A 24,979-nucleotide genomic window follows, 5' to 3' on the forward strand; every position below is an offset into this window, starting at 1 on the left:
CCCACGAGGTCCGGGGGACCTCGGCTTTGAGCCGACCGGAGCGGAGCGGAGACCGCAAGTTCGAATCTTGTCTATCTCAATGTATTGAACTTACGTCCTCTAGCTGGCTCAAACACATCGTTCGGGTGCAGACCGTAAATTCTCCCCAATCCCCATAATCACAAACACCGTCGAAATATTCATCACCTGTTGAAAACTAAACATATTATTCACTGTATATGCCAGCACACAGATCCCGCAGGCTCCGACCAGCATCTTGCTCTCCCCGGCACGAAGAAAATCTCTGATCGCCGTGATCATCATCCCTGCATAACTGATCAGCCCCAATACTCCTATATCCACCAGAACCGTCAGCCATTCATTGTGTGCATTCGTAAGCCGGTTCCCGCCAAAACGGTCATTCACCATCGTCTGCAGTCCCACACTTCCCTCGTTGGATAAAAATGCATACAGGCAATCCGGTCCCACGCCGAATATTTTATGCAGAAAGTCCGCCTCCCAGAAGCATCTGGCACCTGCTGCCCAGGTACCGCCCCGGGCACTCCCCCAACTGACATTAAACGTCAGCCATTTTGTCACATTCGGGTCTGTGATGTTGGGAGTCAACGCACCACCGGCTAAGGTATTGATCAGCGTCAGTAACAAAACAAGCAATATCATAACCGGTACCGCAATAGCGATCCCACAATAGATTCTATGTAACATTTTCTCCGGATAACTTCGTCTTACCCGGGTTCTGTGTATCCAATACAAAATAATTCCCGACAGAATCGTCATAAATATGCCTGCAATCGAAAACGTCAGCAGATCTGTAATTCCTTCCAGGATCAGTTCCCGGGAAAATATATTCAACCGGCGGAGAACACAGGTAATCAGACACGCTGCGGAAAACATCGTCATCTCCTGCCAGAACACTTCCATCCGGACACTGTCCTTCACGGACATCCCGAATAATACGAACATGACCACTGCGAAGGTTACAATGCCGCTGCTGCTTCCCTGAGTCGCCAACGAGGCGAAGCCGATCGTCACATATGCCATCAGCAACAGCTTTTTCCATGTCATCTCCTCCATCCGCCACAGCAGATAGACTCCCCCGAACAATATCGTCACCAGATACCCGCAGTACCAGTTGATATTCCCGATCGTCGAGATAAAGGAAGGGTTCACGTACTCCGGATCCACCGGAAGCAGGCAGAACTTGTTCACATATCCCAGAAAAAAAACAACCGCAGACACCGGCAGTACCAGCGCCGGGATCCAGCTCTTCCATTGCCACATGCGGGAGATCATAAAATACACGATCACCGCTCCCAGCTGCGTCCACATTCCCATCCGCCAGGACGCTGTCCCCCACAATGCTTCTTCCCGGTAATTCGTAAACAGATAGGATACTAAAACCGCAATTCCATAAAATACGGCAAATCTGTCCGTCACACTCAGATTCTTCCATAATCCCGCCGGCCATTCCGTGAACTTTGGCAACTCCTTTTTCTGAACTGCTGTAACCAGCCGGAAAAGCAGCCACAGTAAAAATACCGGCAGCAAAGTTTTCGCACCATAGGTCATAGTCTTGAGAAAAAAGGTCTCCTTCTCTGTTCCTATCCTGGCATATCCTTTATTGTAAAGAGGGAGTACCATCAGAATCACGATCATATACACGCTGATCACGATATCACATAAAAATCCGCTAAAGCTGCAAAGTGTCTCTGCTACGGATTCTGCTTTCTTGTGTTTTGTATTTTTTGCCATAGGCTTCATCTCTCCGAACCTTCTCCGACCACCGGAAATTTATTCCCTTTCATGATAGCTTTCCGGACTTCTTTCGTCAATCTTTTCTCAGAAGCGATCCGCTCTGTTTTTCTGCCGGTCAGACATCTTAGACAGGCTATGATACGTCTCGTAGATCAGCACAAATCCCAACGGTCCCTTGATGATCCCCCAGACGCCGAACAGCCGGATCCCGGCATACAACGACACCAATACAGCAATGGGAGACACTCCTATTTTCCTGCCGATGAGACGGGGCTCCAGTATCTCCCGCAGGAAAATACATACCACATACAGCGCACCACAGATAAGCGCTCTACCGAAGCTTCCCTCCAATAGCTGCCAGATTCCCAGTGGCAACAGCACCACCCCCGTGCCAATAAAAGGCAGCGCATCCAGAATCCCCGCCAGGATCCCCCACAGCACTCCATGCTTTATCCCCGCGATCCCTAACGTAATCGCTGCCGTCAATGCGATCGCCGACATGATGATCCCCTGTGCTTTTACAAAGGTAGCGATATAGCGGACAATTCCGCAGATCACCTCCAACAGCACATGGCAGGACTCCTGATCCAGCAGATGGTTCATGATCCCGTCATAGTCTTTCGCCAACAGTACCGACGCAATGAGAAATGTCACCAGGAATCCTCCCACCTCCGCAAACCACCGCACATACTGCATGGATTGCGACAGCATCCCCGGCAGAATATTTTCCTCCAGCGAATCCAGTCCTTCCTGCAGTCTGCCGCTGACCGTATTTTCCAGATAGGAAGCGTCCACGCCAATGATCTCTCCCACACCGTGACACAGATCCCGTACCATCGCCAGCCACTCCTGCTCCCTCGCATCCATACTCCGGATCCACACCGGCAGACTTCCCAGCACCCAGGAACTCAGTACCCATAACAGTACAGCCAACAGCAGTGTCGCCAGAATCAGAAGCACTATGGCGCTTAAGGGTCTTGGAAAATGCAGTTTGCGGTTCATCCGTTTCATCACCGGTCCGAATATCGTGACGAACAGCATCGCCAACAGCACCGGTGCCAGAAGGGGTGTCAGATATTGCAGAAAAAAATAGACTGCTCCCGTCACCGCAAGCAGTACTATCATCTTTTTTCCTATAATGTTTTTACCGAATTCTCCCCAGTCCATTCCGCACACTCCCTTTTTGGGATTAGTGTGCTCTGAGAGACTTTTTTTATCCCCTTTTGGAGATTCCGGTTTCATTTTCTGTGAGTTTTTTCAATTCCTCCATCGCAAAACCTGCAAATGCCGGATTCTTCGGCACTACCCGGAATCCCATCTTTTTCCCGGAAACAGGATGGACAAGCTCCAGAGAGTACGCGCATAGTGCCACGCCGCGATATTTCTGCGCAGGCATCGCCTCTTTTCGCGCTGCCGTTCCATACTTCGTATCTCCCAGCAATGGAAATCCCGCATGTGCGAACTGCACCCGGATCTGATGAAACCGTCCGGTCCCGATCGTTACATCTGCAAGCGCAAGCGGAGAAGGATCGTTGATCTCTTCCAAAATGCGATAGTGCAGCGCGGCAATCTTCGCATCTGCAAATTCCTGCTCCCTGCCGGTCACTGCCACCGCCACATTACCTTCCTTGCGAAGGTAATCCACAAGATCCCCCTCCGGGCAGTCAGGATATCCACAGAGTACTGCATAATAATGTTTATTCAGAGCACCTTCTGCTAATTGCTTCGACAATGCCGCGGCTGCCTTTTTGTCTTTGGCAAATACCAGCAACCCTTCCACCGGCTGATCCAGTCTGTGGACTATGCCCAGATACGGCTCTCCTTTTCCCGGTCTCCCCGCGCCGGGAAGCTTTGCAAGATGGGATTTCAACTCGCTGACCACATCCGCCTGTCCGATTCCGGCAGACTGCACCGCCAGTCCGGCCGGCTTCCGGATGACCAGTATGCTGTTATCTTCATATAATATTTCCGTTTTCATAACCTATTCCTCTGTCATCCCCCTAACCATTGTTCCGGATGTTAATCTATACCGTTGCATCTCTATCGCCTAATCACTTTCTCAGTCCTTTAGGATAATGATTCTTCATGACGCCTCCGGCCAGCTTCCCCCAGCCAAGGCTACAGTCATCCACGCAGATCAGATACCAGCCCTTCTCGCCTTCCGCAGAAAAAGTCTGTCCCTTCAGATAAGCCGCGGCTTCCTCCACAGACAGCTTCCACACATGCTTCACATCCTCTGGGCGCAGTGCCAGTGCTAACGCGTGCGCCGGTTCAAAACGGTTCTTTTTCAAGGTGCCCAGATGAAGTCCCGGGCGCAATACCTTCAGTCCTTTCACCCCGGGCATTCTCTCCGGCATGCGGTACAGGTTATCGCCAAATGCCAGAAATCCTTCTCCGGCAGTGCATAGTCCTGCTTTGATCGTCTGCTCCTCCAAAAAGGTCTCTTTTGCGAAGTTAAAATACTCTGCCCAGTCTTTTGTCAGATTCTTCGCCGGAATTCCCTTCTCTGGTCCGGTGGCACTCACCGGCTGATAGCCTTCCGGAAGCTCTCCCTTTTTCTGTAATACTGCGGCATAATGCCCCTCGCCACGTAACTTATGGGGCCACAGCCGTAAAGTCCCCGTAATGCCGGGTGCCGGATTCTCTACACAACCGGGAATACCGTCGCAGCCTTCCGGGATCCCCAGTTCCTTTTTATCGATGGGGACAATCTCGAATTCCTCATGCTTTGCCAGGAAACGGCTGATGCTTCCCTCATTTTCCGCAGGCGCAAAGGTGCAGGTCGAATATACCAGTCTGCCTCCCGGGACTAACATCCGTGCCGCGCACTCCAGGATCCCGTCCTGTCTGTCTGCACATAACTGCACATTTTCCGGGCTCCATTCCTCACAGGCCACTTCATTCTTCCGGAACATTCCCTCTCCGGAGCAGGGTGCATCCACCAGGATCCGGTCAAAATATTCCTCGAAAATATCCGCCAGATGCTCCGGCGTCTCATTCAATACACAGGCATTGCGGATGCCCATGCGCTCCACGTTCTCCGACAGTATTTTCGCCCTCGACGGGTGGATCTCATTCGTGACAAGCAGTCCCTCTCCCTCCATCGCGGATGCGATCTGGGTACTTTTCCCTCCGGGAGCAGCACATAGATCGAGGATCCGCTCTCCGGGCTGTGGTGACAGTAGTGTCACAGGTGCCATGGCACTGGGTTCCTGGATATAATAAAGTCCCGTTTCATGCCAGGGATGCTTTCCCGGCTGGTCCTCTTTGGTATAGTAATATCCGTTCTCCGCCCAGGGAACCGGCTGCAGCTGAAAAGTCTGCTTTACTTTTTCTGTTATGACAGACATGTCATCCCTTTTTAACGGATTCAGACGCAATGCCTGATATTTCTCATGCTCAAAGCTTGCCAGGAACTCTTCATATTCCGATCCCAAAAGTCCCTGCATTCTCTCTGTAAATGACTGCGGAAGCATAGGTTTCCTCCATCCCTGTCCTCTATTCCGAACTCTGTTCCCATTAACTGTATCACAGCTCCTATCCGCGGGCAATCATTTCTTGCCAAGCTTCACAGACACAATTATAATATTTGTTGTAAGTGCTTGTTTTTTAGTTTTAAAAAGTAACCCATTGTTTGTATTTTCATTCGTTGATTCTCGAACTCGAATAAGAAAAGAGGTTATTATGTCTATTTTCAGAAAAACACTCAGCTGTGCCGTACTGGCAGCCTTAGGCACCTGTGCTCTCGCCGGCTGTGGCAGGCAGGATACGTCAAATGAAGCCACAACATCTGCTTCCCCCGAAGCGTCTGCTGCCATCACGGAAACCATCTCCGAAAGTACCGCTTCCTCTGAACAAACATCGTCCTCCGAAGCATCCGGGGCACAGCCCGCTGAAACCGAACCAGCAGTTTCCGAGGCGCCCTCTGTCGATGACTCCACCCCCTTCGGACAGCACGGCGCTCTCCATGTGGAGAACGGGAAGCTGACCGATGCAGACGGGAACATTGTCCAACTCTACGGTATGTCCACCCACGGTATTGCCTGGTTCCCCCAGTATATCAATTATGATTCCTTCCGTACCCTGCGGGACGACTGGAATACCAACTGTATCCGCCTCGCCATGTATACAGCGGAGTACGGCGGTTATTGCGCCGGCGGTGATAAGGAACAGCTGAAGCAGCTGGTAAGAGACGGTGTATCCTACGCCACAGAGCTTGGAATGTACGTGATCGTAGACTGGCATATTTTAAGTGATTGCGACCCGAATCAGAACAAAGATGAGGCGATCGCCTTTTTCCGGGAAATGTCGGAAGCTTTTGCTGACAACGACAATGTGCTCTATGAGATCTGTAATGAGCCCAACAGCGGTACCTCCTGGGACAGCATCAAGTCCTATGCCGAGGAAGTCATCCCGGTGATCCGGGAACAGAAGCCAGATGCCGTCATCCTCGTAGGAACCCCTACCTGGAGCCAGGAGATCGACAAAGCCGCAGCTTCCCCGCTTACCTTTGATAATGTAATGTATACCCTGCATTTTTACGCAGGCACCCACAAAGATGACCTGCGTAACCGCTTAGAGACCTGCGCACAGAACAATCTTCCGGTCTTCGTCAGCGAATTCGGTATGTGCGACGCTTCCGGCAATGGTGCCAATGACTTCGATTCCACGACCAAGTGGCTGGATCTGCTGAACAAATATCAGATCAGCTTCTGCTGCTGGAATCTGGCGAACAAGGACGAAAGCAGCAGTGTCTTCAAGGCTGCCAGCACGACTCTCTCCGACTGGACCGATGAGGACTTCAATGAATCCGGACGGTGGATCCGTGAGTATTTCCGCAGTATGCCGTAGAGATTGCACTACATTAATTCTTCGTCATAGACTGCTCTGCCACCGCCGATAAATTTCGGTCTGGTGCGGGCGCATACCACATGGGCGTCTCCGATCTGTCCGGTCCGGAGACGCACCGGTACTGCCACATCTCTCAAATGCATTCCGATCAGCGTATCCCCAATATCCATTCCTGCTGCCGCCTGAATATGCTCCACAGCCACCGGATGCTCGAAGGCTTTGTATGCTGCCGTTGCAAAAGACCCACCTGCCTTGGGCTGGGGGACCACATTGACCATAGGATAACCGTATTTTACGGCTGCCTCTTTTTCCAGGATCAGTGCGCGGTTCAGGTGTTCACAGCACTGGGCTGCCAGATAGACGCCTGCTTCCTGCGTTGCCTGATAAATTCCACCGAAGACCACCTCTGCCAGCTCCGGGCTGGAATAAGTACCGATGGATGCACCGCCCACCTCGCTGGTGGAGCACCCTACTACAAACAGTTCTCCCGCCTCCGGCTTAGCTTTCTCCAGGATCTCCCTGGCTGCGGAATATGCCTCTTCTGCAATAATTGTCATATCTTCTGTCATGATGCTGCCTCCTTACATAATAAAATAAATAACTCTATAACAATAAACACACTATAACAGACCGTTTATAAATAATAATGGAAGCAAAAAGCCCACATTGGCCACTGTAAACCATCCAAAATACCGTTTCTTTTCCCCGGGGATCTGACTTGCCACCTGCTTATAAGAGATCAGGCTTGCCATAGAAGCGATCAATGTGCCCAGACCGCCCAGATTCGTTCCAACGATCAATGCTTTCACATTTTCTGTAAAACCGGACAGCAACAGTGCTGCCGGTACATTGCTGATCACCTGGCTGGCAGCCACTGCCGTCATGACTTCCCTTCCTTTAATAATTTTTTGTAAAAAGCTGCAAAAAGCAGGCATTCTTCCTATATTTCCTATGAAAATAAAAAATCCCACGAAGGTCAGCAGCAGCGAATAATCCACTTTTCCTATGGTCGCGCGGTCTAGGATTCCAACACCAAGTACCACAATTCCAAGCGTTACCGGATAGGGAATCATATGCGCCACCGTTAACAGACACAACAAAAATAATATCAGATAAAACACAGGCAGATATCTCCGCCATCCTGCCGTTTCCTGCCCGGCATCTTCTGCCTGCAACGCCCCTGCCACATCTCTGACCGCAATGCCACTGTGTTTCGCCGCAACGGCCGTACAGATAAGCAAAAAGAGCAGTGACACCGCAGAATACGGCAGCATCAGCTTTATAAATGCAATCGGGGACATCTGTATTTTCCCATATAAATACAGATTCTGTGGATTACCAATGGGAGTCAGCATACTTCCTAAATTCGCTGCGATCGTCTGTAATACTACCACCGGAACTGCCAGTTTCCGGACAGCCTCCTCTCCGGACAGACAGAGTACCGTAAACGTAAAAGGCACAAAAGTGATCAATGCCACATCATTCGTGATCAACATGCTGAAAAAGAAGCACAGCAATACCAGAATTTCTGCCAGCGCAATCACATTGTGGGTATGCTGCAATAATATCCTGGCAACCCTGCGAAATATGCCCAGCTTCTGCAATCCCGCCATCACAGTCATCAGACAGAATAAAATCGCCAGCGTCCGAAAATCAATATATCCGATATATTCTGTGTCCGGCGGGATCATTACCGCCGACAATACTGCCAGCACCATCGCCGCAGTCAGCACCGTCTCTTTTTTTACAAATTCTATGATTTTGTTCTTTATTTTCATCGTTTTGTCCCTCAGGCATCCCCCGCGCCGTATCTCACAAAAAATTTTTACAGGAATATAGTAAAATTAAGAATATTTTCTACGGAGCATGCTATGTCTGTTCTGCCCTCATTGCTCTTCGGTATCTCCGCCAGTCTGGATGCACTTCTGGTAGGCTGCGCACTCGGACTGCAGAAGGTCCCTCTTCCTGCAAAACACAATCTGCTGATCAGCGCAGTCACTCTCATCGGTACTGTGATCTCTATAAGCCTCGGTAACCTTTTGCTGCCTCTGATCCCCGGTGAGATCGCAACTCGGACCGGAAGCAGTATCCTGATCCTGTTCGGGCTCTACTATGCCGGAAAATGGCTGGTCTCCAGATGGCGCTGCAGTTCTTCAGATAACAGCAGTCTATGCCGGGAGAAGAAAAAATTTGCCGAACATCGGAATCTGACTCTCCCGCAGACGCTGGCTCTGGGCTGTGCCCTCTCCATGAATAATATCGGTATCGGATTCTCCGCCAGCATTACCGGACTTCCTTTTCTGCCTGCCTCGATATCCACCTTTTTCTGTTCCTTCGGATTCCTGACACTGGGGAGCCGCCTGGGACGTTCCGTCCTCCTGCAGCGGGTCGGAGAATATGCCGATCCCATCTCCGGGCTCTTATTGATCCTGTTAGGCCTGTGGCAATTATATCACTGATGAACGGAATAGTTACCAAAATAATGGGGAATCTATCTGAATAATACAATATACCCACCGGGCAGTCTATGCAATCATTATATCATTATTCAGAAAGGATTCCCTTTTTATGGCACAAAACATTTCGTTATCCACAGAACTTTCCCAAAATATTGATCTTCTCCACCGATTGCTTCCTCTGGGTAAAAGCTTTGACCTGATCACACGTGATCTCCGGTTGGGGGAAACTCCGGCATTCTGGCTGGGGATCAATGGTTTCTGCAATACCGAGATCCTCCAGCAGATATTCTCCGACCTACAGGATCCTCACTATACACTGGATCCCGAGATTCGGGATCTCCCCCGTTATGTACAGAGCAGGCTCGGCTATGCCCAGATATCGCTGACCTCTTCTGTAGATGATATCCTGCAAAATCTCTTAAGTGGGCCTTCCATCCTCCTGGTGGATGGCTTCGATCAGGCGGTGATCATTGACGTCCGTACCTATCCCGTCCGCAGTATCTCCGAGCCCGATACCGAACGGAGCACCCGGGGTGCCCGGGACGGCTTCGTGGAGACACTTTTATTCAATACAAATCTTATCCGCCGCCGGGTGCGTTCTGCGAAACTGACCTTCTCCATCTGCACCCTGGGAACAGAGAGCCGCACCGATGTAGCTATTGCCTATCTGGCAGACCAGGTTAACGAGGAGTTATTAGAGGCTCTGAAGCAAAAGCTCTCCCGGTTACAGATCACTTCGCTGACTATGGGCAGCAAAAGCTTAGAAGAGCTTCTGATTCATAAAAGATGGTGGAATCCCCTGCCCAGCATCCAGCTGACAGAGCGTCCCGATGTGGCATGCAGCTACCTGTGCGAAGGGCACATTCTGCTCATCGTGGACAATTCTCCCGCCGTTTTATTGCTTCCCGGTACGATCTTCCAGTTTACCCAGAGTCCGGAGGACTATTACAACAATCCTCTGACCGGAACCTACTTCCGCATGATACGCTTCCTGTGCATTCCGGTGAGTCTTCTGCTTCTGCCGGTATTTTTACTTCTCTCCGCCTATTATCCCGAGATCACTGCCTCGCTGCAGCTCACACCCGTCAGCGATCTGTCACCCTTCCGCCTTTTTTTCTATGTACTGGCGGTGGAGTTCCTCTTAGACCTCTTCAAATACTCTGCCGCACTTAGTTCCAGCCGTGTCTCCGGTGCACTGTCTATCGTAGGGGGATTGTTGATTGGTGACATTGCTGTCAGCCTTAACTGGGCCTCTACCGAAGTCCTCTTCTATGCCGCCGTCACCATGTTGGCGAATCTGTCCCTCTCCAGTATAGAATTCGCCGATGCCCTGCGGATCTATCGAATTCTCCTGGTGGTCACCACCGGATTATGGGGTCTGCCCGGCTTTATTATCGGCCTGACGCTTGTGTCACTCTCCATGATTACTACCCCGACCTTCGCGGGCTTCAGTTACTTCTGGCCCCTCTTTCCTTTTAACGGCCCGGCTCTCCGAAGCCTCCTGTTCCGCCGCCCCACCTATAAGGCACAGCCCAGTAAAGTCTGGTCCCGCGGTCATGTGCATACAAAATGAAGCTCCTATACGAACCGAAACAAATACGCAGTACCTTTTGCTTTTGAAATTTTCCGTGCAGACAAGCGCGAGACGGCGCACGAGGTCCGGGGGACCTCGGACTGCGCGGACCGGAGCGGAGCGTAGACATCGAACTTTCAAGCCCAGACCAACGCTCGAAAAAAAGAACGATACCGATTTGGTATCGTTCTTTTTTCAAGCGCGAGACGGGGATCGAACCCGCGACCCCCTCCTTGGCAAGGAGGTGCTCCACCGCTGAGCCACTCGCGCATATTGTACAGGTCAAAGCCTGTATCTTGAAGGTATGAAATTAATTGTATCGGCATTCATCCGCAATCTTATGAATGTCTGCTGTGTCTCACAGCAAAAACTATATTACATGATGAATGCCAAACTGTCAAGCAAATTATTGAAATTTTTCGTAAAATTCGTAATATAATTATTTATCCGTAGTCAGATGGCTGTACTCACCCTTGCGGTTATAGGAATCTGTCAGATAGCTTTCATCCGTGAGAATGCACTCGATCTCCTGATCATCCTGCTTATACTGACTTCTCTTCCGCAGATCTTCTTTCGTTTGCTGTTGTTTCGTCTGCAAAAAATCGCCTGTATGGGATCCCAGGAATCGGCTCGGCAGCCGGTCCATCAACTTTCTCGCTACCTTTTGTACCTGATAACGCACCTTCTGCAAAGGGTTCGCCGGCATGGCATCCTTTGCTTCCACAGGCTGGAAATACGTATGGGTAGCTGCTGTCTCCACTGCCGCCCTGTTCATTGTAGTCTTTACTCCTACAGAATTCCCGGTGACTAGCGTCTCCTGCCCTGCAATATGATTTCCGCTGCCATTTTGTGAAGTGATCGCATCGTTAGCTTCCTTGCTCTCTCCCCAGATTTTCTGTAAAAGCTGTTTGCCTTTACTACTGATATTCTGCACCCAGGACATAAGATTCACCGAAGAATTCTCCTGCAATACTTCCTCGGCGGTCTGTATAGTCTGTACACTTCCTAATTTGGTTCCAGCGCCGCCTACGTCCTTATTTTCCCCATGTTCGTGAATACATCCTGTCACCTGATGAGAATATGTGTCATGTCCGCTTCCTACTCCACCGACCTGCATAAGCCCCTCCGTTCCTGTTTCCGGGTCTACCTGTTCTATCATGTATATCGGAGGTATTCACTATTTTATTCAGTCTCCTAGAACACCTTGTTATAATCGGTCCTCCGCACGCATCTCGTTCACATACTCATCAACATTGCATCATTCAGCTTAGAAAAGATCTCTTGAACGTCAAACCTAACTTTGGTTTTATGAAATTGTTCCAGGTCAAAAAATGCTGCTCTTTTTATCTTGACATGGGAACATATGTTTTCTACAATTATTGTAGAGCAGCTCTACTAATTTAATTGAAAGGAGAATTTATGGATTTTGATAAGCAATTAGAAGCAATGCGGCGAAGACATGCAGAAGTGCCGCAACAAAGCACCTCTCTTCCAGAGCCTATGCAGGGAGACGTTTTATTATATCAGTCAGATGATCAAAATATTTCTGTTTCAGTATATTTTTACAATGAAACATTCTGGATGAATGTAAAAGCAATGGCGGAATTATTCGAATGTTCCTCCGATAATATTTCCGTGCATCTTAAGAATATTTATTTTGAACAAGAACTTGACGAAATTTCAACTACCGAATTTTTCTCGGTAGTTCAAACAGAAGGAAACAGACGGGTTAAGCGTTCCGTGAAGCATTATTCTCTCGATGCGATTATATCTGTGGGATACCGTGTAAATTCTAAAAAAGCCACTAAGTTCCGTCAGTGGGCAACCAAGACACTAAAGGAATATATGATTAAGGGTTTTGTCATTAACGATGATATGTTAAAGAACGGAACGCCTTTCGGACAAGATTACTTCGACGAATTGCTGGAACGTATCAAAGAGATCCGGGCCAGTGAACGAAGATTTTATCAGAAGATCACCGATATTTATTCCCAGTGTAGTTATGATTACGACAAGGACAGCGAGATCACTCAGAAATTCTTTAAGACTGTACAGAATAAACTTCTCTTTGCCGTGACACAGAAAACAGCTCCGGAAATTATTCATTCCCGCGCCAATAGTCAAAAGGAACATATGGGACTGACCACCTGGAAAGACTCACCCGATGGTAAAATACATAAATCCGATGTTACTGTTTCGAAAAACTATCTTTCCAAAGAAGAAATATCTTCGTTAAATGATATCGTAACTATGTATTTAGACTATGCTGAAAATCAGGCAAAACGAAACAAGCTTATGTCCATGCAGGACTGGATAGACAAACTTGATTCTTTTCTGAAATTTAATGAATATGAGCTTCTTCATAATGCCGGTTTTATTTCCAGCGAAGTCGCAAAAAAGCTGGCAATCAAAGAGTACGAGATTTTCCGTGTAAAGCAGGATGAATCTTATGTTTCAGATTTTGACGCCGCTATAAAAAAATACAAATAAAAACCGGATCGTGCATTCAAAAATTTTGATATCACTTGGTATCAGACCAGGTAATACAAAAACAGCGGGAAGCCTTGATCTATCAGGCTTCCCGCTAAAAAAATAGAGCGGGTGATGGGAATCGAACCCACGTATCCAGCTTGGAAGGCTGGTGTTCTACCATTGAACTACACCCGCATGTTTATATATGAAGCAGGGCGGCCATTTTAATAAATGGTGTCCTGCGAAATGCCCAGAACCGGAATCGAACCAGTGACACGAGGATTTTCAGTCCTCTGCTCTACCAACTGAGCTATCTGGGCCCGCGACTTAATCCTTCTTGCAATCTGTATCTCATGACTGCTCTGCGTCACAACAATCGTAGTTTACATAAATTCTGATCAAATGTCAAGTGGTTAATAGAAAAATTTTTAAATTTTTGCAATTATTCCTCTATCTCTTACAAATGTTTCGGTTAGTACTTCTCTTGTTGGCCGTACCATTGTAACAACAGCTCCACTACCCGGTTGTAGCTGACCATGCCATCCGACACACCATTCAGCTTCAGCGAAGCATCCGTCAGAGTATCTGAGACACTGTCCACGGTCTCCGTGTCCACTACCGCTTTTCCGTTGATCCTCTCCCATTCCGCCTCTGTGACGAAGATATTGTCCTCCCGCACCTGCTGCAATACCTGCAGTGGACGCACTGTCTCCCTGGCTGCCGCATAGCTCTCAGGATCCGCCAGTCTCGTCTTGTACAGATCATTCGCCACATAATTCAGGACACTTAAATATCCCGAGTACTGAAATGCAGCATCATCCGACTCCACACAGGCGAGAAATGCAATAAAATTCGCCTCATCCTCGTAGATATATCCCCGGATATGCGCCAGTTCATGGCACATAGTCGCCGGCTTCTTCATGATAGACATAACATCATTATAGTTTGCTTCCATGGAAAACGGAAAATAGTACCCGCACATATACATCTGACACATAAAATCCGAGAAAAACATAGCCTTCGGTCTCGGATAATAACCATCCAGCTGATCATAGCTTTTCCCCAGGTTCTGCATCACATTGATGGCTTTCCCTGCCATATCCACTGCATTCCCCTTACTGTCCACACCTCCGGAATATACCACTGCGCCGTTGTCATCCCGCTCTATCTCCATACTCAGTGCATTGCAATGGGACACGATATCGTTATAAATCCTGAGCAACTCCTCCGTCCGCTCCTGCAGCGTCACATCCTGCTGCCCCTCTTCCTCTCCGAAATACTTCTCCGAAAAGGTAGAACCATGATAGATCATCGTACAATTCAAAGTCATGATCGCAAACACGAATAGCAGCACCCATGCGAAAAACCGAAAATACCTCTTAACACCGTGACAATACCTTGCCGAATGTCTGCATCCCGGAAAAATCATACTCATACCCAACAGAACCGCTGATATTACAACAGCGATCCCCGCCACGATCATCCATTCTCCCACAGAAAAGGGGAAGCTTCCCGTGATTCTGCCATAGGTATTGACCCAGATGGGGAAAATATAAGCAATATAAGCATCGCTGAAGCTTCTGCTGTTCCAGGCAATGACCTGAAGCAGCAAAAGTACTATAACGATGCTTATATATATCCGAAGACTCTTCTTACCTTTTTTATTACTCTCCATGGTACTCCTTAAGCAGCTTATTTTCCCACTTTGATCCGCGTCTTCTTCCAGATACCACAGCGGTACAGAACATACAGGATCAGGGAAGAGATACCATTACTGATCACCACGGAATACCAGACACTGCGTACGCCCATATGCAGAATGCTCTCGCAGAACCACAGCGTCAGGAAACGAAATACCCACAATCTGGTCACATCGATTGCCATGGTCACTTCCGTATGTCCGGTTCCCTGGAACAGCCCGGAGGTCGTATTATATACTCCGTTGGTAAAACACCACAATGCCATCACGCTTAAAAAGTCTGCTGCCATTCCCACGACCTCTGCATCTTTGGAGAAAATACTGACGATCGCCGTGGAGATCATATCTCTTGATAAGATCATACCACCTACGAACAAAAATACAACTGATATCCACATAGAAAAGCGATATCCCCGCTCTGCACGCTCCGGCTGTTTTGCTCCCATATTCTGTCCCACGATCGTTGCAGTCGCTGAGCCAATGGCATTGGAGGGCAGAGTGATCAGACCATTGACCTTGTTGCCGATACCGTAAGCTGCCATCGCCTCTGTTCCATAGACAAATACATTTTTACTCATGAGCAGGAATCCGAGCTGCATGGTGCTGCCTCCGATAGCGGTAGGTAATCCGACCTTCAGGATCATGCCCAGTTTTTCTCTCTGCAGCTGCATATATCTGCGATTCAGGCAGATGTCATTTTCCGGTCTGCACAAAAGTATAAATGCCACCGTAGCAGGCACTGCTTTTGCCAAAAGCGTCGCCAGCGCTGCTCCCGCTGTTCCCATATCCAGAATGATCATAAAAAACGGATCCAGGAACAGATTCAGCGTAATGCCTCCCAGGTTCAATAACATAGGTCTCACCGTATCTCCCTGTGCCTGGTGCACCGCGGAGAATATGTTCACCATATACAAAAATGGCATATCCCAGATGACTACCCGCAGGTAGACTCTCGCATAATATGCCGTGCCTCCGTCAGCCCCCAGCCAGTTCACGATCGCCGGAGTCCCCAGAAAACATAACGCTGCACAGACTACCGCAAACCCCATGGCACAGATGAATATCTGATTCGCCATGGATCTGGCATCCTCTTTTTCCCCTGCACCGATATACTGTGCAATGAGAACTGCTCCTGCCACCGTGATCCCGCTGCCGAAATTCGTGATGATATTCTGCATCGGCGTTACCAGATTGATCGCCGCCAGCTGCTCCGTGCCGATCTTCCCCAGCCAGTAAGTATCTGTCAGATTATACATGGTCTGCAAAAAGCTATTGATCACCACCGGAATTGCCAGAGATAATATTGCATGGATCAGATTCCCATGCAGTATCAGATCCGGATTATATTTTTTCGCAGTCTTCATTGCCTTCACTCCTAAACATTTTTACTATGCTTTATTATAAGGCAAGTTTTCAGTGATATCCATGAGGTTTTTAGGGTTATTGCGAATAAAACGCTTATTTTTTGTCATAGATATTCATCAAATCAAACATGGAAGAGCTTATCAAGTTGCATGATCGCACAAAAAATCCCTCCCGCGGTGATAGCACCACGGAAGGGATCTTATTACTTTTATCATAATGACTGTATTTATTTGATCACAACATTGTTCCAGCCATCGGAAGGAACCAGAGAGATGTATGTCTTACCGGTATTAACCTCGATCTCCTCGCCGGTCTTCGCATCATAATAATGTGTGATCGCATTCTCGGAAGACTTGGTCCAGTTCACTTCGATCGCCTTACCCTCGGTAATATAGTAACCGGAGCGTCCGGAATCGATCGCATTGTAGATCAGGTAACCTTCACCCAGATCTGCAAAAGTGGTATTCTGCAGGATAACGTTCTCAAAGGTCAGCTGCTCGCCGCTTGCTGCATCCTTGTGCGCAGAACCATACTCATAATAATCATAGGTTCCGGTCTCTTCATTATACTTCAGAGTAGAACCGTTATGCTTAAAGGGAAGTTCAATAGTGGTTGCACTGATCGCATCATTTCTGTCAGCAAAGGTAACCTCTGCATCTGCGAACTTGAAATGAGGTCCCTGATAATAGTCATTGTAAGTCGTGGTATATCTGGAGCTCTCAAAACGCTGCTTCAGACCATCATAGGTCTTGCCCTTCTGGGTATTGGTGTACTTATCGTAAGTGATATACTCGGTGAACTCTGCTGCCTTACCGTTGCTGTAACGGGCAAAGCCGCCGCTGAAGTTCGCGGAATAATCCTTTGCCACCCAGTCATTGATGAAGAAGGGGCCACCATCATGACACAGAACTGCGTTCCACTCTGCTGCCAGCATGAAGTTGGTAGGGCGGGCACTACGAATACTGCCCAGCTGCTCGATCTTATCCCAATCCTTTACCACTACCATGAAACGGGTAATTCTGTCGTTCAGGGTACTGTTCATGATCTCATATACTACATCGGCATCTGCCACACCGAAATGAGGAAGTGCGGTCTTCTCGTTATCTACCATTACGGCGATAGGGCGCTGATCCTTCAGGCTCTCATCGATCCATTCATTTGTAAGCTCACTGCGGTACATACCGTCATGATTCTCATTGGCTTCCTCTGTTGCACCGGACTGTTCAACCTCCTGGATATCAGTAGCAATAGGCTCTGCTTCCACAGTCTGGATAGGGGAAGAAATAGGTTCTGTGTTTCCACATCCTGTCAGAACACCTACTGCAATCAAAATTGCTGCAAGTACTTTCTTTTTCATGAATGCTTCCTTTCATCTGTTTGTTCTAACCGGTCATCCGACCGACACTCTAAAATATATTGTATCGCGAAAGCCTTATGTTTGTCCACCGAAAATTCTTAAGATTTTCTTGAGATTTTATTTCACCAAAAATGACATCAGGCAGTTGTATGCTGATGTCATTTTTGCTTTCTATAATTATTACTTATTATTCCTTTACAGCTCCGATATTTACTCCCTGTACAAAATATTTCTGGCAGAATGGATAAATGATCATAAACGGCAGAATTGCTACGATGACTGCTGCATTTTTTACTGTATTTTCCGTAGCTCCTTCTACCGCAGACGGCAAATCGCTTCCCATGATCAGTGCCCGCAGCTTCATCTGGAAGTTATACAGGTTTGAATTTGTGATATACAGCTTATAGTTCGTGTAATCGTTCCAATAGCCCACCGCGTACATCAGTCCGATGGATGCCAGTGCCGCCTTTGACAATGGCAATACGATTTTGTACAGGATCCGGAAATGTGAACATCCGTCAATCTCCGCAGACTCCATCAAGCTGATCGGGATCCCTTCAAAGAAATTCTTCATCAGCACCAGATTGTATACATTGATCGCAGGCAGCAGGATCACACCCCACAGATTATTTGTCAGATGGAAATCCTTCATTACCAGATAGGTCGGGATCATACCTCCGTTAAATATCATGGTAAACAACAGCACATTGGCGATAAATGCCCGCCCCGGCATCTTCCACTGGATCAGCACATACGCTCCGAGTACAGAGATCAGCAATCCCATGATCGTTCCCATAACCGTCGTGTAACAGGAAATCAGAAATGGTCTGAGCATCGTCGGATTGGTAAAAATTGATTTATATCCCGCGAAGCCGAACTGCTCCGGAAACAATTTCATACCATAAGCCGTCTTCAGATCGAAAGAGTCCACCAGCACTTTATATACCGGTATGATCATCAGCAGAGAAAATAACGTAAATATCACGATCAATACGATATCAAAAATTTTCACTTTCTTTTTCATCATACAATACCTCTTCCTCTCGTCTTATGGCTTACCCTGTTACATACCAGTACCAGAATGCAGCTTATAATAGAGGAAAACATACCGACTGCTGTCGTATACCCATAATCCGGAATTGCACCGGAGTTAAATGTCTGCGTATAGATATAAGTCTGCAATACATCCGATACCTTGATAACGGCATCATTCTGTAATACAAAAACTGACTCAAACAGATTCATAACCTTCGCCAGATTCAATACCAGTACCGTCACGATCGTATTATTTAACGCAGGCAGGGTAATATAGATCATCTTCTGGAAACGGTTTGCCCCATCCATCGACGCTGCTTCATACAATTCCGGGCTGATCCCCGCCAGCGTCGCCATGAAAATAATCGTTCCCCAGCCGGTATCTTTCCAGACATTGATTATGTAATACGAAAGTCTCCACCATTTCTGGTCTCCGAGGAAATAGATATTATCCGTGATCAAGTGTAATTTCATCATGACATCGTTGACCAATCCCGCGGATGTCGGAGACATGATCATGGAAAAGATGGATGCTGCCACTACCCAGGACATGAAATGCGGAATGTATACAATCGTCTGAAATACCTTTTTCAACTTTAAAAAAATCAATTCATTCAATAATACCGAAATAATAACTGCAGCACCGGTATTTAAAATCAGCTTTGTAATACTCAGCACCAGCGTATTGCTGAACGCCTTCCAGAACCCCGGCATACTGAACATTTTTACAAAATGCTTCATTCCCACGAAGATCGGATCATTGATTCCTTTATATGTAAAAAAGGCATAACGGATACCAAACATAGGAAGATAATAAAATATCAATGCTGCCACCAATACCGGTGTTGCCATCAGATAGACTCCCCGATATGCACGGGCGTGCTTGAACGCGGTTCCCCCAGGTGTCCTCTTAGACAAAGTTTTTCCTTTCTCTTTCACAACGTTTACCCTCCGTTCCGGCTACTCTATATCAGCTATTCAAAAATCCCATATATTCGTTATACTTTGTCTCTTCTGTTTTATTCATATGTATGGTCAGTCCATCCTCTGAGAAATAGAGGCGGAAGCGGATGGATGCAACACTTTCTCCGATCAGCCAGCAGAAGATAAACAGCGTGTGTTGATCTATCCAGGCTCCGGAAGAAGCACATTTCTCCTTGTATATGGGGAACTCTCCCTCTTCCAGATGTCCGATTCCAAAGGGAAGCTGACATTCTCTTCCCTCTATTTCATACGAGAGTACTCCTTTTTGATTCGCCTCGGAAAAAGTCACGCCACACCATGTAAATCCATACCTGTTTCGGAGCAGAGGATATTTTTTCCCGAAATCTGCACAAGGTTTTCCTTCAAATACCGTACGCAGCACAGGCAACGTTGTTTTCTCCACATCGTTTTCCGGGAAACAATCCTTCAGCAGGACTTCTCTCACTGCAGCTAGAATCATCTGCTCGGCTCCGCCCATCCCCTGCGTATCTGCTGTCGTTACAACGACGAGATCCATTTCCGGAACTGCCAGCATTATCTGACCGCCCAGCCCCAGCATTGCAAAAGTCCCCTCCATCGGGATCCAGAACTGATATCCATACCAGCGGTCGTCGCCGTCGAGCTGTGTTGCTGTTCTCGGCTCTGTCGCTCTCGCTGCATAGGAATCCTTTTCCTGTTTTAACAGCATACAGCCGGTACGCAGCAGGTCCTCGGGAGTAGCCATCAGGCCACTCCCTCCCATAGAGGTTCCAAAGGGATCCTCTATGATATAAGACTCCTCGCTGAAGCCAATCTGGCGCAGCAGCTTTTCTTTCAGATAATCCAGCATCTTTTCACCGGTCAGTTTTTCTACCAGTGCACAGAGCACATGGGAGGATGAGGTATCATACATAAAGAGAGTTCCGGGTCTGTGGGTGGGTTCTGTCTGGAAAAAGCTCCTCACCCAGTTCTCAGTTGTGCTGGTCTTGTTATAAGTTGTCATGTTGTAACAAGTCTGCATTTTCAACATATTTTCAATCGTCATCTCTGCCAGCCAGGGATGCACTCTCCCGGGCAGATATTCCGGAAAATAACCACAGATAGAATCCTGCAGGGAAATTTTCCCTTCCTGCTCTAATAATCCGATTGCCAGTGAAGTAAAGCTTTTGGTCACAGAAAACATTCTCTGCAGCTTATTACGGCAATAGGGTGCATAATATTTTTCATACAGCAGGTTCCCATGCTGTGCGATCAGCACACTGTGTAAAGGAATTTTTCTTTTTTCCACTTCTTTTACAAATTCCTGCATATTCTGTTCCGTCAGTTCTCTCATTTTAGCTGCCATACCATAACCTCCCATGCTGTCGCCTTTTTATTTATTATTCAGGGAATCTACGATTGCCTGAGACCATTCGACTCCGCCTTCCTGTTCAAATCGCTTGTATCCCTCTTCCACAGAAATACCCTGTACCACACAGTCCGCAATAATAGAGTTCTTCAAGCTGGTCAGATCGCCGTTATACTGGCTCATCATATCTGTTGTTACCGGCAAAGGTGCCGTCTTGTTATTGGCATTAAAGATTTCCATCGATTCCTCTGTATATTTCTTTACGGGAACCAGTCTCTCGGTCAACGGACAGATATTGGTATCTCCCATAATGATGGTCGTATACTGTACTCCGGGCTGAGAACGCATCTCCAGCATATGGAACTCTCCATCCTGATACGTATTACCACATACTGTTTCTGCCTGTCTGGACCAATGAACGCCTTCTACTCCATAGATCCACAAGGTTTCCATGTCTCCATCATCAAAAATGCTTTCCAGGAAATATTTGAATACGCCTTCCGGATTCTTACAGGAAGAAGTAATCGCATACACCGGTGCACATCTCTGCCAGTATTTTCCAACCTCTGCAATAGGCGGCATAAATACCAGTTCGCTGTCCTGTCCATTCGCAGCCAGTCCAGCCGAGAGCTGATCAGACCATCCGCCTGCCCAGTAAGTAAATGCTCCGAACTCACCTTCCATGAATTTGGTACGGCAGTTGCTGGTCGCATTCGTCAGAGATTCCTTGTCGATATAACCCTTGTTGTAAGCATCCTGTAATCTCTTGATCGCTTCCTTCATGGAATCCTCGGTAAATCCATCTCTCCATACGCCATCCTCTCCCTGATAGAAAGAAGGATATGCATCCTGATAAAATTCCGGCAGATAATTGGTATAAGGAGCTTCATTTCCTACAAATCCGGCTGCGGATACACCGATGGTATTTCCATTGATACCGTCTCCATCCGGATCACCGTTGCTGAAAGCATCCAACATTTCCAGATACTCTTCATACGTCGTCGGAATGTCCAGTCCACAGTTATCCAGCCACTGTTTCCTGAGGAAAGTCATACATCCGCCACCTCCGCCAAGTGCCAGTCCGTACAGATGTCCGTCCAGCATATTGCCTTCTACGACGGCCACATCCGTATTGGGATTTTTCTTCAGTTCTGAATTGTTCCAGGCATCCGTCATATCCCAGAGAGCTCCCTCTCCAGCATATCCGGAATAATAGGAAGATCCAAGGATAACTACATCCGGCCAGTTCTCCGGTCCGCTGGCAAATGTCTGTCCCAGCACATCATAATAAGCATTATGATCCGGCTGGATGACCTCCAGTTCGATTCCGGTCAGTTCTTCCCATTTATTAACCCATTCTTCCTGACCGTCTGCCAATGTCGCCTGGAAAGTTCCGTCTACCATAATAGTAATCTTTTCCGGTTTCTCTACATCATCTGCAACATCTGCAACATCCCCGGCAGTATTTCCTGCCTGTACATCGGTATCTGTCTTTCCTGTATCATTTCCCGTATTTTCCGCAGAGTTCCCACACCCTGTAAATATCATGGAACATACGGTAACCGCAACCAGTGTAACTGATAATAACTTTTTCTTTACCATAAATAACCTCCGTCCATATTCTGTTATCTTCACTGTTGTTTCTTGTTGTGTTTCTTTTCTGTTCGATTTGTTGATTATTGTCACTTCGGCGCCAGAAGTATCAATGTGCCTTTATTATATCTGTCATTTTTCACAATTTAAAGTCGCATATTTCAAAATTTGGTGTACATTTTTTTCGTTATCCGGGGTTCATTTTTTATGTCAACAGTACACATTTTACTTTACCGCACCCCATTTCATTGCCTTTTTTGTTAATTATGATACTATAATAATATCTTTCAGGAGGATTTTGTTATGAATTCCAAAAAAAATAAATACTTAACAAAATTGATAACATCCTACAGTCTGGTTCTGGTCATTGTGCTCATTCTGGGAGTTATTTTCCATTTTATCCTCGCGCATAATGTAAAGCAGGAGCTATTGAATGAAAATATGCTTTCTCTGAAAAATGTAACCGAACAATACAGCAACTGCTATGCCAATATCTATCTGATTTCCAAGCGTATGGCAAATAATACCAGTCTTTCCCGCCTGGCAGAAGCTGATCAGGGCGAACGGGTGTTTTATTATAATGCCTATATTACCAAACAGGCTCTGGTAGATATGTATTCTGACTATTCCCTCCAGCCAATCCAGACCTATTATATCCATCTGCGTCATACAGACTACATAATCAGCTACAACGATTTTGAGAATCTCTATTCCTTTTATAAAAACAATCAAATGCTGGATCCCTCAAAATATGAGGAATGGAAGGAGACTCTGGAATCCTCAGACAATTATAACCATTTTCTGCCTCTTGACCATTTTGCGACCGAATATACACCACACAAAAAAAACTATTGTTATGCTGTCTCTCTGCAGAATTATACCTTCAAAAACATCAATGCCGACATCATATTTGAGCTGAATGCAGATTATATGCAGCAGATGGCAGATTCCGTCGATCTAATGAAGAATGGCTGCCTCATCATTCAGGACAGCAGTGGCGAAACTATGCTTACTTTCAGCAACAATGAAACACTGTTGGAAAAAACAGATGCTTCTCTGCTTTCCTCGCTGGATTATTCTGAACGGGGATATTTCAGCACCGTATTTCAGGGTGTTCCCGTCACAGTGCTCCATACCTCCGCACAGACACCGAATCTGAACTATTATCTGATTATTCCCACTTCCTCCCTGAAAGCACCGGGGAACGGACTGCAGCTATTGTCTCTGTTCATTATCTTTCTCGGTGTCGTAGGAAGCTTTTTGATTATTGTGCTGTTGTCCAATGCCAATTATAAACCTTATGAAGCAATGGAATGTCGTCTTCGAGAAGTTAATTTCAACCACGAAGAGCTTATGCAGTTAAATGAGTCCCAAAAGATCACCCTACGCAATTATTATTTTGATCAATTGATTCATGGTACGATTCTGAGTGAAGAAGAAGCTGCGTATGCCCAAAATTATCTTTCCATTTCCGCTAATGCCAATTCCTTTGCTATATTATACTGTAATGTCTACCTGGATACTTTGGAGCTAAATAATGACCCTCAGGGAATGATCAACATCCTCTCCCCTGATTATGCGGATGTTATTTCCGATATCCTTTCCAGTTATTTTATACATTCCTATATCATGCAGGGTTCCCGGAATAGTGTTTATACTATTTTATTATATGACCGAGAAGAACTGGACAAGGTCGAAGATTTATTTTCTCATGTTCATACTACGCTATTGCAGGAATACAATATCTGGATTTATGGTGGATTAGGCTGTACAACCGACACCATCTCCTCCGTCTGGAAATCGTATCGCCAATCCAAAGAGGCTGTAAAACGTGTCTCCAGCCCGGGTTACCTGTGTATGTATCGTGAGATTCTGGAATGTCAGGATTCCTTCTTTTATCCTAATGAGGTTGCGGAACAGCTGTATAATTTTGTAAAATCCGGTAACTTCAAACAGACAAAGGCAATTTTAAATTTTATTAAAGATGAAAATTTCAAGAAACGAAAGCTGAATTCCAAGCAAGTAAACTGGCTTTTAGAAAACATAGAAATCACATTGTTGAAAGTAGTGCGGGATAATGATATCTCTTACGATGATACAAGCTTAGCCGGTCTGTCCGAAGATTCTACCCTGGAAAATTACGAGCAGATTGCTCTGGAATTATGTGAAAAAAACAAGCAGCCGGAAAACGACAACCAGCTGATCGTGCGCATTCAGGCCTATATTGATGAGAATTATGGGGATCCATCCTTATGTTTAAGCAGAATATCGGACTTGTTCCACATCTCCGAGAGTTACTTCTCCTTCCTGTTCAAAAAAACAGTTGGCGTAAACTTCTCTACGTATCTGGAACAAGTCCGCATGACGCAGGCAAAACACCTGTTGGAAACAACGAATATTAAAATAGCAGATTTATACGTAGCTGTAGGCTATAATAATCTGACCAGCTTCCGCCGCGCATTCAAGAAAAAGTACGGTGTAGCACCCAATGCCCTTCGAGAATAGCTCC

At 46.8% G+C, this 24,979-nt stretch carries 19 protein-coding genes and 3 tRNA genes; 5 read left to right on the plus strand and 17 right to left on the minus strand.

Going from position 1 to position 24,979, the window contains the following annotated elements; translation table 11 throughout:
- Window positions 1–108 precede the first annotated feature (108 nt).
- The 4 genes from H9Q77_RS15720 to H9Q77_RS15735 form a co-directional block, all read right to left on the minus strand.
- Window positions 109–1,752 (minus strand): O-antigen ligase family protein, encoded by a 1,644-nt coding sequence (locus H9Q77_RS15720; RefSeq protein WP_249326174.1) that lies wholly within the window; start codon window positions 1,750–1,752, stop codon window positions 109–111.
- 87 nt (window positions 1,753–1,839) lie between these two features.
- Window positions 1,840–2,922 carry an AI-2E family transporter gene (locus H9Q77_RS15725; RefSeq protein WP_249326175.1) on the minus strand — a complete coding sequence of 361 codons (1,083 nt, stop codon included), beginning with the start codon at window positions 2,920–2,922 and terminating at the stop codon, window positions 1,840–1,842.
- A 46-nt stretch (window positions 2,923–2,968) separates the two neighbouring features.
- Window positions 2,969–3,733, minus strand: a complete 765-nt coding sequence (locus H9Q77_RS15730) for an RluA family pseudouridine synthase (RefSeq protein WP_249326176.1) — start codon at window positions 3,731–3,733, stop codon at window positions 2,969–2,971.
- Window positions 3,734–3,806: 73 nt separating this feature from the next.
- Entirely contained in the window at window positions 3,807–5,231 is a 1,425-nt protein-coding gene (locus H9Q77_RS15735) for an RsmB/NOP family class I SAM-dependent RNA methyltransferase (RefSeq protein ID WP_249326178.1), read from the minus strand.
- Between the two features lie 208 nt (window positions 5,232–5,439).
- Here H9Q77_RS15735 and H9Q77_RS15740 point away from each other — a divergent pair, with 208 nt between their 5' ends.
- Window positions 5,440–6,606: a glycoside hydrolase family 5 protein gene (locus tag H9Q77_RS15740; protein WP_249326179.1), complete on the plus strand. Its 1,167-nt coding sequence runs from the start codon at window positions 5,440–5,442 to the stop codon at window positions 6,604–6,606.
- An 8-nt stretch (window positions 6,607–6,614) separates the two neighbouring features.
- Here H9Q77_RS15740 and H9Q77_RS15745 read toward each other — a convergent pair whose 3' ends face one another.
- Window positions 6,615–7,175, minus strand: coding sequence for a TIGR01440 family protein (locus H9Q77_RS15745; RefSeq protein ID WP_022153466.1), 561 nt, complete (start codon window positions 7,173–7,175; stop codon window positions 6,615–6,617).
- 51 nt (window positions 7,176–7,226) lie between these two features.
- Window positions 7,227–8,384 carry an SLC13 family permease gene (locus tag H9Q77_RS15750; RefSeq protein ID WP_249326180.1) on the minus strand — a complete coding sequence of 386 codons (1,158 nt, stop codon included), beginning with the start codon at window positions 8,382–8,384 and terminating at the stop codon, window positions 7,227–7,229.
- 93 nt (window positions 8,385–8,477) lie between these two features.
- Between H9Q77_RS15750 and H9Q77_RS15755 the strand changes: the two genes are divergently transcribed.
- Together H9Q77_RS15755 and H9Q77_RS15760 are read left to right on the plus strand one after the other, a co-directional pair.
- Window positions 8,478–9,065: a manganese efflux pump gene (locus H9Q77_RS15755; RefSeq protein WP_118551554.1), complete on the plus strand. Its 588-nt coding sequence runs from the start codon at window positions 8,478–8,480 to the stop codon at window positions 9,063–9,065.
- 109 nt (window positions 9,066–9,174) lie between these two features.
- Window positions 9,175–10,638, plus strand: a complete 1,464-nt coding sequence (locus H9Q77_RS15760; protein ID WP_249326181.1) for a spore germination protein — start codon at window positions 9,175–9,177, stop codon at window positions 10,636–10,638.
- 198 nt (window positions 10,639–10,836) lie between these two features.
- On the opposite strand, the gene H9Q77_RS15765 is transcribed toward H9Q77_RS15760, so the two are convergent.
- Window positions 10,837–10,908 (minus strand) — tRNA-Gly (locus H9Q77_RS15765).
- 169 nt (window positions 10,909–11,077) lie between these two features.
- Window positions 11,078–11,755 (minus strand): hypothetical protein, encoded by a 678-nt coding sequence (locus H9Q77_RS15770; RefSeq protein ID WP_249326183.1) that lies wholly within the window; start codon window positions 11,753–11,755, stop codon window positions 11,078–11,080.
- A gap of 383 nt (window positions 11,756–12,138) precedes the next feature.
- On the opposite strand from H9Q77_RS15770, the gene H9Q77_RS15775 reads away from it, so the two are divergent.
- The gene (locus tag H9Q77_RS15775) at window positions 12,139–13,128 is read left to right on the plus strand and encodes a virulence RhuM family protein (RefSeq protein ID WP_178634446.1); all 990 of its coding nucleotides are present in this window, start codon (window positions 12,139–12,141) and stop codon (window positions 13,126–13,128) included.
- A gap of 106 nt (window positions 13,129–13,234) precedes the next feature.
- On the opposite strand, the gene H9Q77_RS15780 is transcribed toward H9Q77_RS15775, so the two are convergent.
- The 9 genes from H9Q77_RS15780 to H9Q77_RS15820 form a co-directional block, all read right to left on the minus strand.
- Window positions 13,235–13,305: transfer RNA gene (locus tag H9Q77_RS15780), tRNA-Gly, on the minus strand.
- A gap of 52 nt (window positions 13,306–13,357) precedes the next feature.
- Window positions 13,358–13,430: transfer RNA gene (locus H9Q77_RS15785), tRNA-Phe, on the minus strand.
- A 152-nt stretch (window positions 13,431–13,582) separates the two neighbouring features.
- Window positions 13,583–14,785 (minus strand): DUF3810 domain-containing protein, encoded by a 1,203-nt coding sequence (locus H9Q77_RS15790; RefSeq protein WP_249326184.1) that lies wholly within the window; start codon window positions 14,783–14,785, stop codon window positions 13,583–13,585.
- 17 nt (window positions 14,786–14,802) lie between these two features.
- Entirely contained in the window at window positions 14,803–16,173 is a 1,371-nt protein-coding gene (locus tag H9Q77_RS15795) for an MATE family efflux transporter (protein WP_249326186.1), read from the minus strand.
- Window positions 16,174–16,400: 227 nt separating this feature from the next.
- A complete protein-coding gene (locus tag H9Q77_RS15800; protein ID WP_249326188.1) occupies window positions 16,401–17,531 on the minus strand; it encodes a DUF3048 domain-containing protein in 1,131 nt (376 codons plus the stop codon).
- Window positions 17,532–17,718: 187 nt separating this feature from the next.
- A complete protein-coding gene (locus tag H9Q77_RS15805; protein WP_249326190.1) occupies window positions 17,719–18,558 on the minus strand; it encodes a carbohydrate ABC transporter permease in 840 nt (279 codons plus the stop codon).
- Complete coding sequence (locus H9Q77_RS15810) at window positions 18,555–19,505, minus strand: ABC transporter permease (RefSeq protein WP_249326191.1); 951 nt, start codon at window positions 19,503–19,505, stop codon at window positions 18,555–18,557. The genes H9Q77_RS15805 and H9Q77_RS15810 overlap by 4 nt, the downstream gene beginning before the upstream one ends.
- A 31-nt stretch (window positions 19,506–19,536) precedes the next feature.
- The gene (locus H9Q77_RS15815) at window positions 19,537–20,874 is read right to left on the minus strand and encodes a serine hydrolase domain-containing protein (protein ID WP_249326193.1); all 1,338 of its coding nucleotides are present in this window, start codon (window positions 20,872–20,874) and stop codon (window positions 19,537–19,539) included.
- 27 nt (window positions 20,875–20,901) lie between these two features.
- Complete coding sequence (locus tag H9Q77_RS15820) at window positions 20,902–22,479, minus strand: extracellular solute-binding protein (protein ID WP_249326194.1); 1,578 nt, start codon at window positions 22,477–22,479, stop codon at window positions 20,902–20,904.
- Between the two features lie 294 nt (window positions 22,480–22,773).
- Between H9Q77_RS15820 and H9Q77_RS15825 the strand changes: the two genes are divergently transcribed.
- Window positions 22,774–24,975 (plus strand): helix-turn-helix domain-containing protein, encoded by a 2,202-nt coding sequence (locus H9Q77_RS15825; RefSeq protein WP_249326196.1) that lies wholly within the window; start codon window positions 22,774–22,776, stop codon window positions 24,973–24,975.
- Window positions 24,976–24,979: the final 4 nt, after the last annotated feature.

The organism is Simiaoa sunii, from assembly GCF_014337175.1.
GTDB lineage: Bacteria > Bacillota > Clostridia > Lachnospirales > Lachnospiraceae > Acetatifactor > Acetatifactor intestinalis.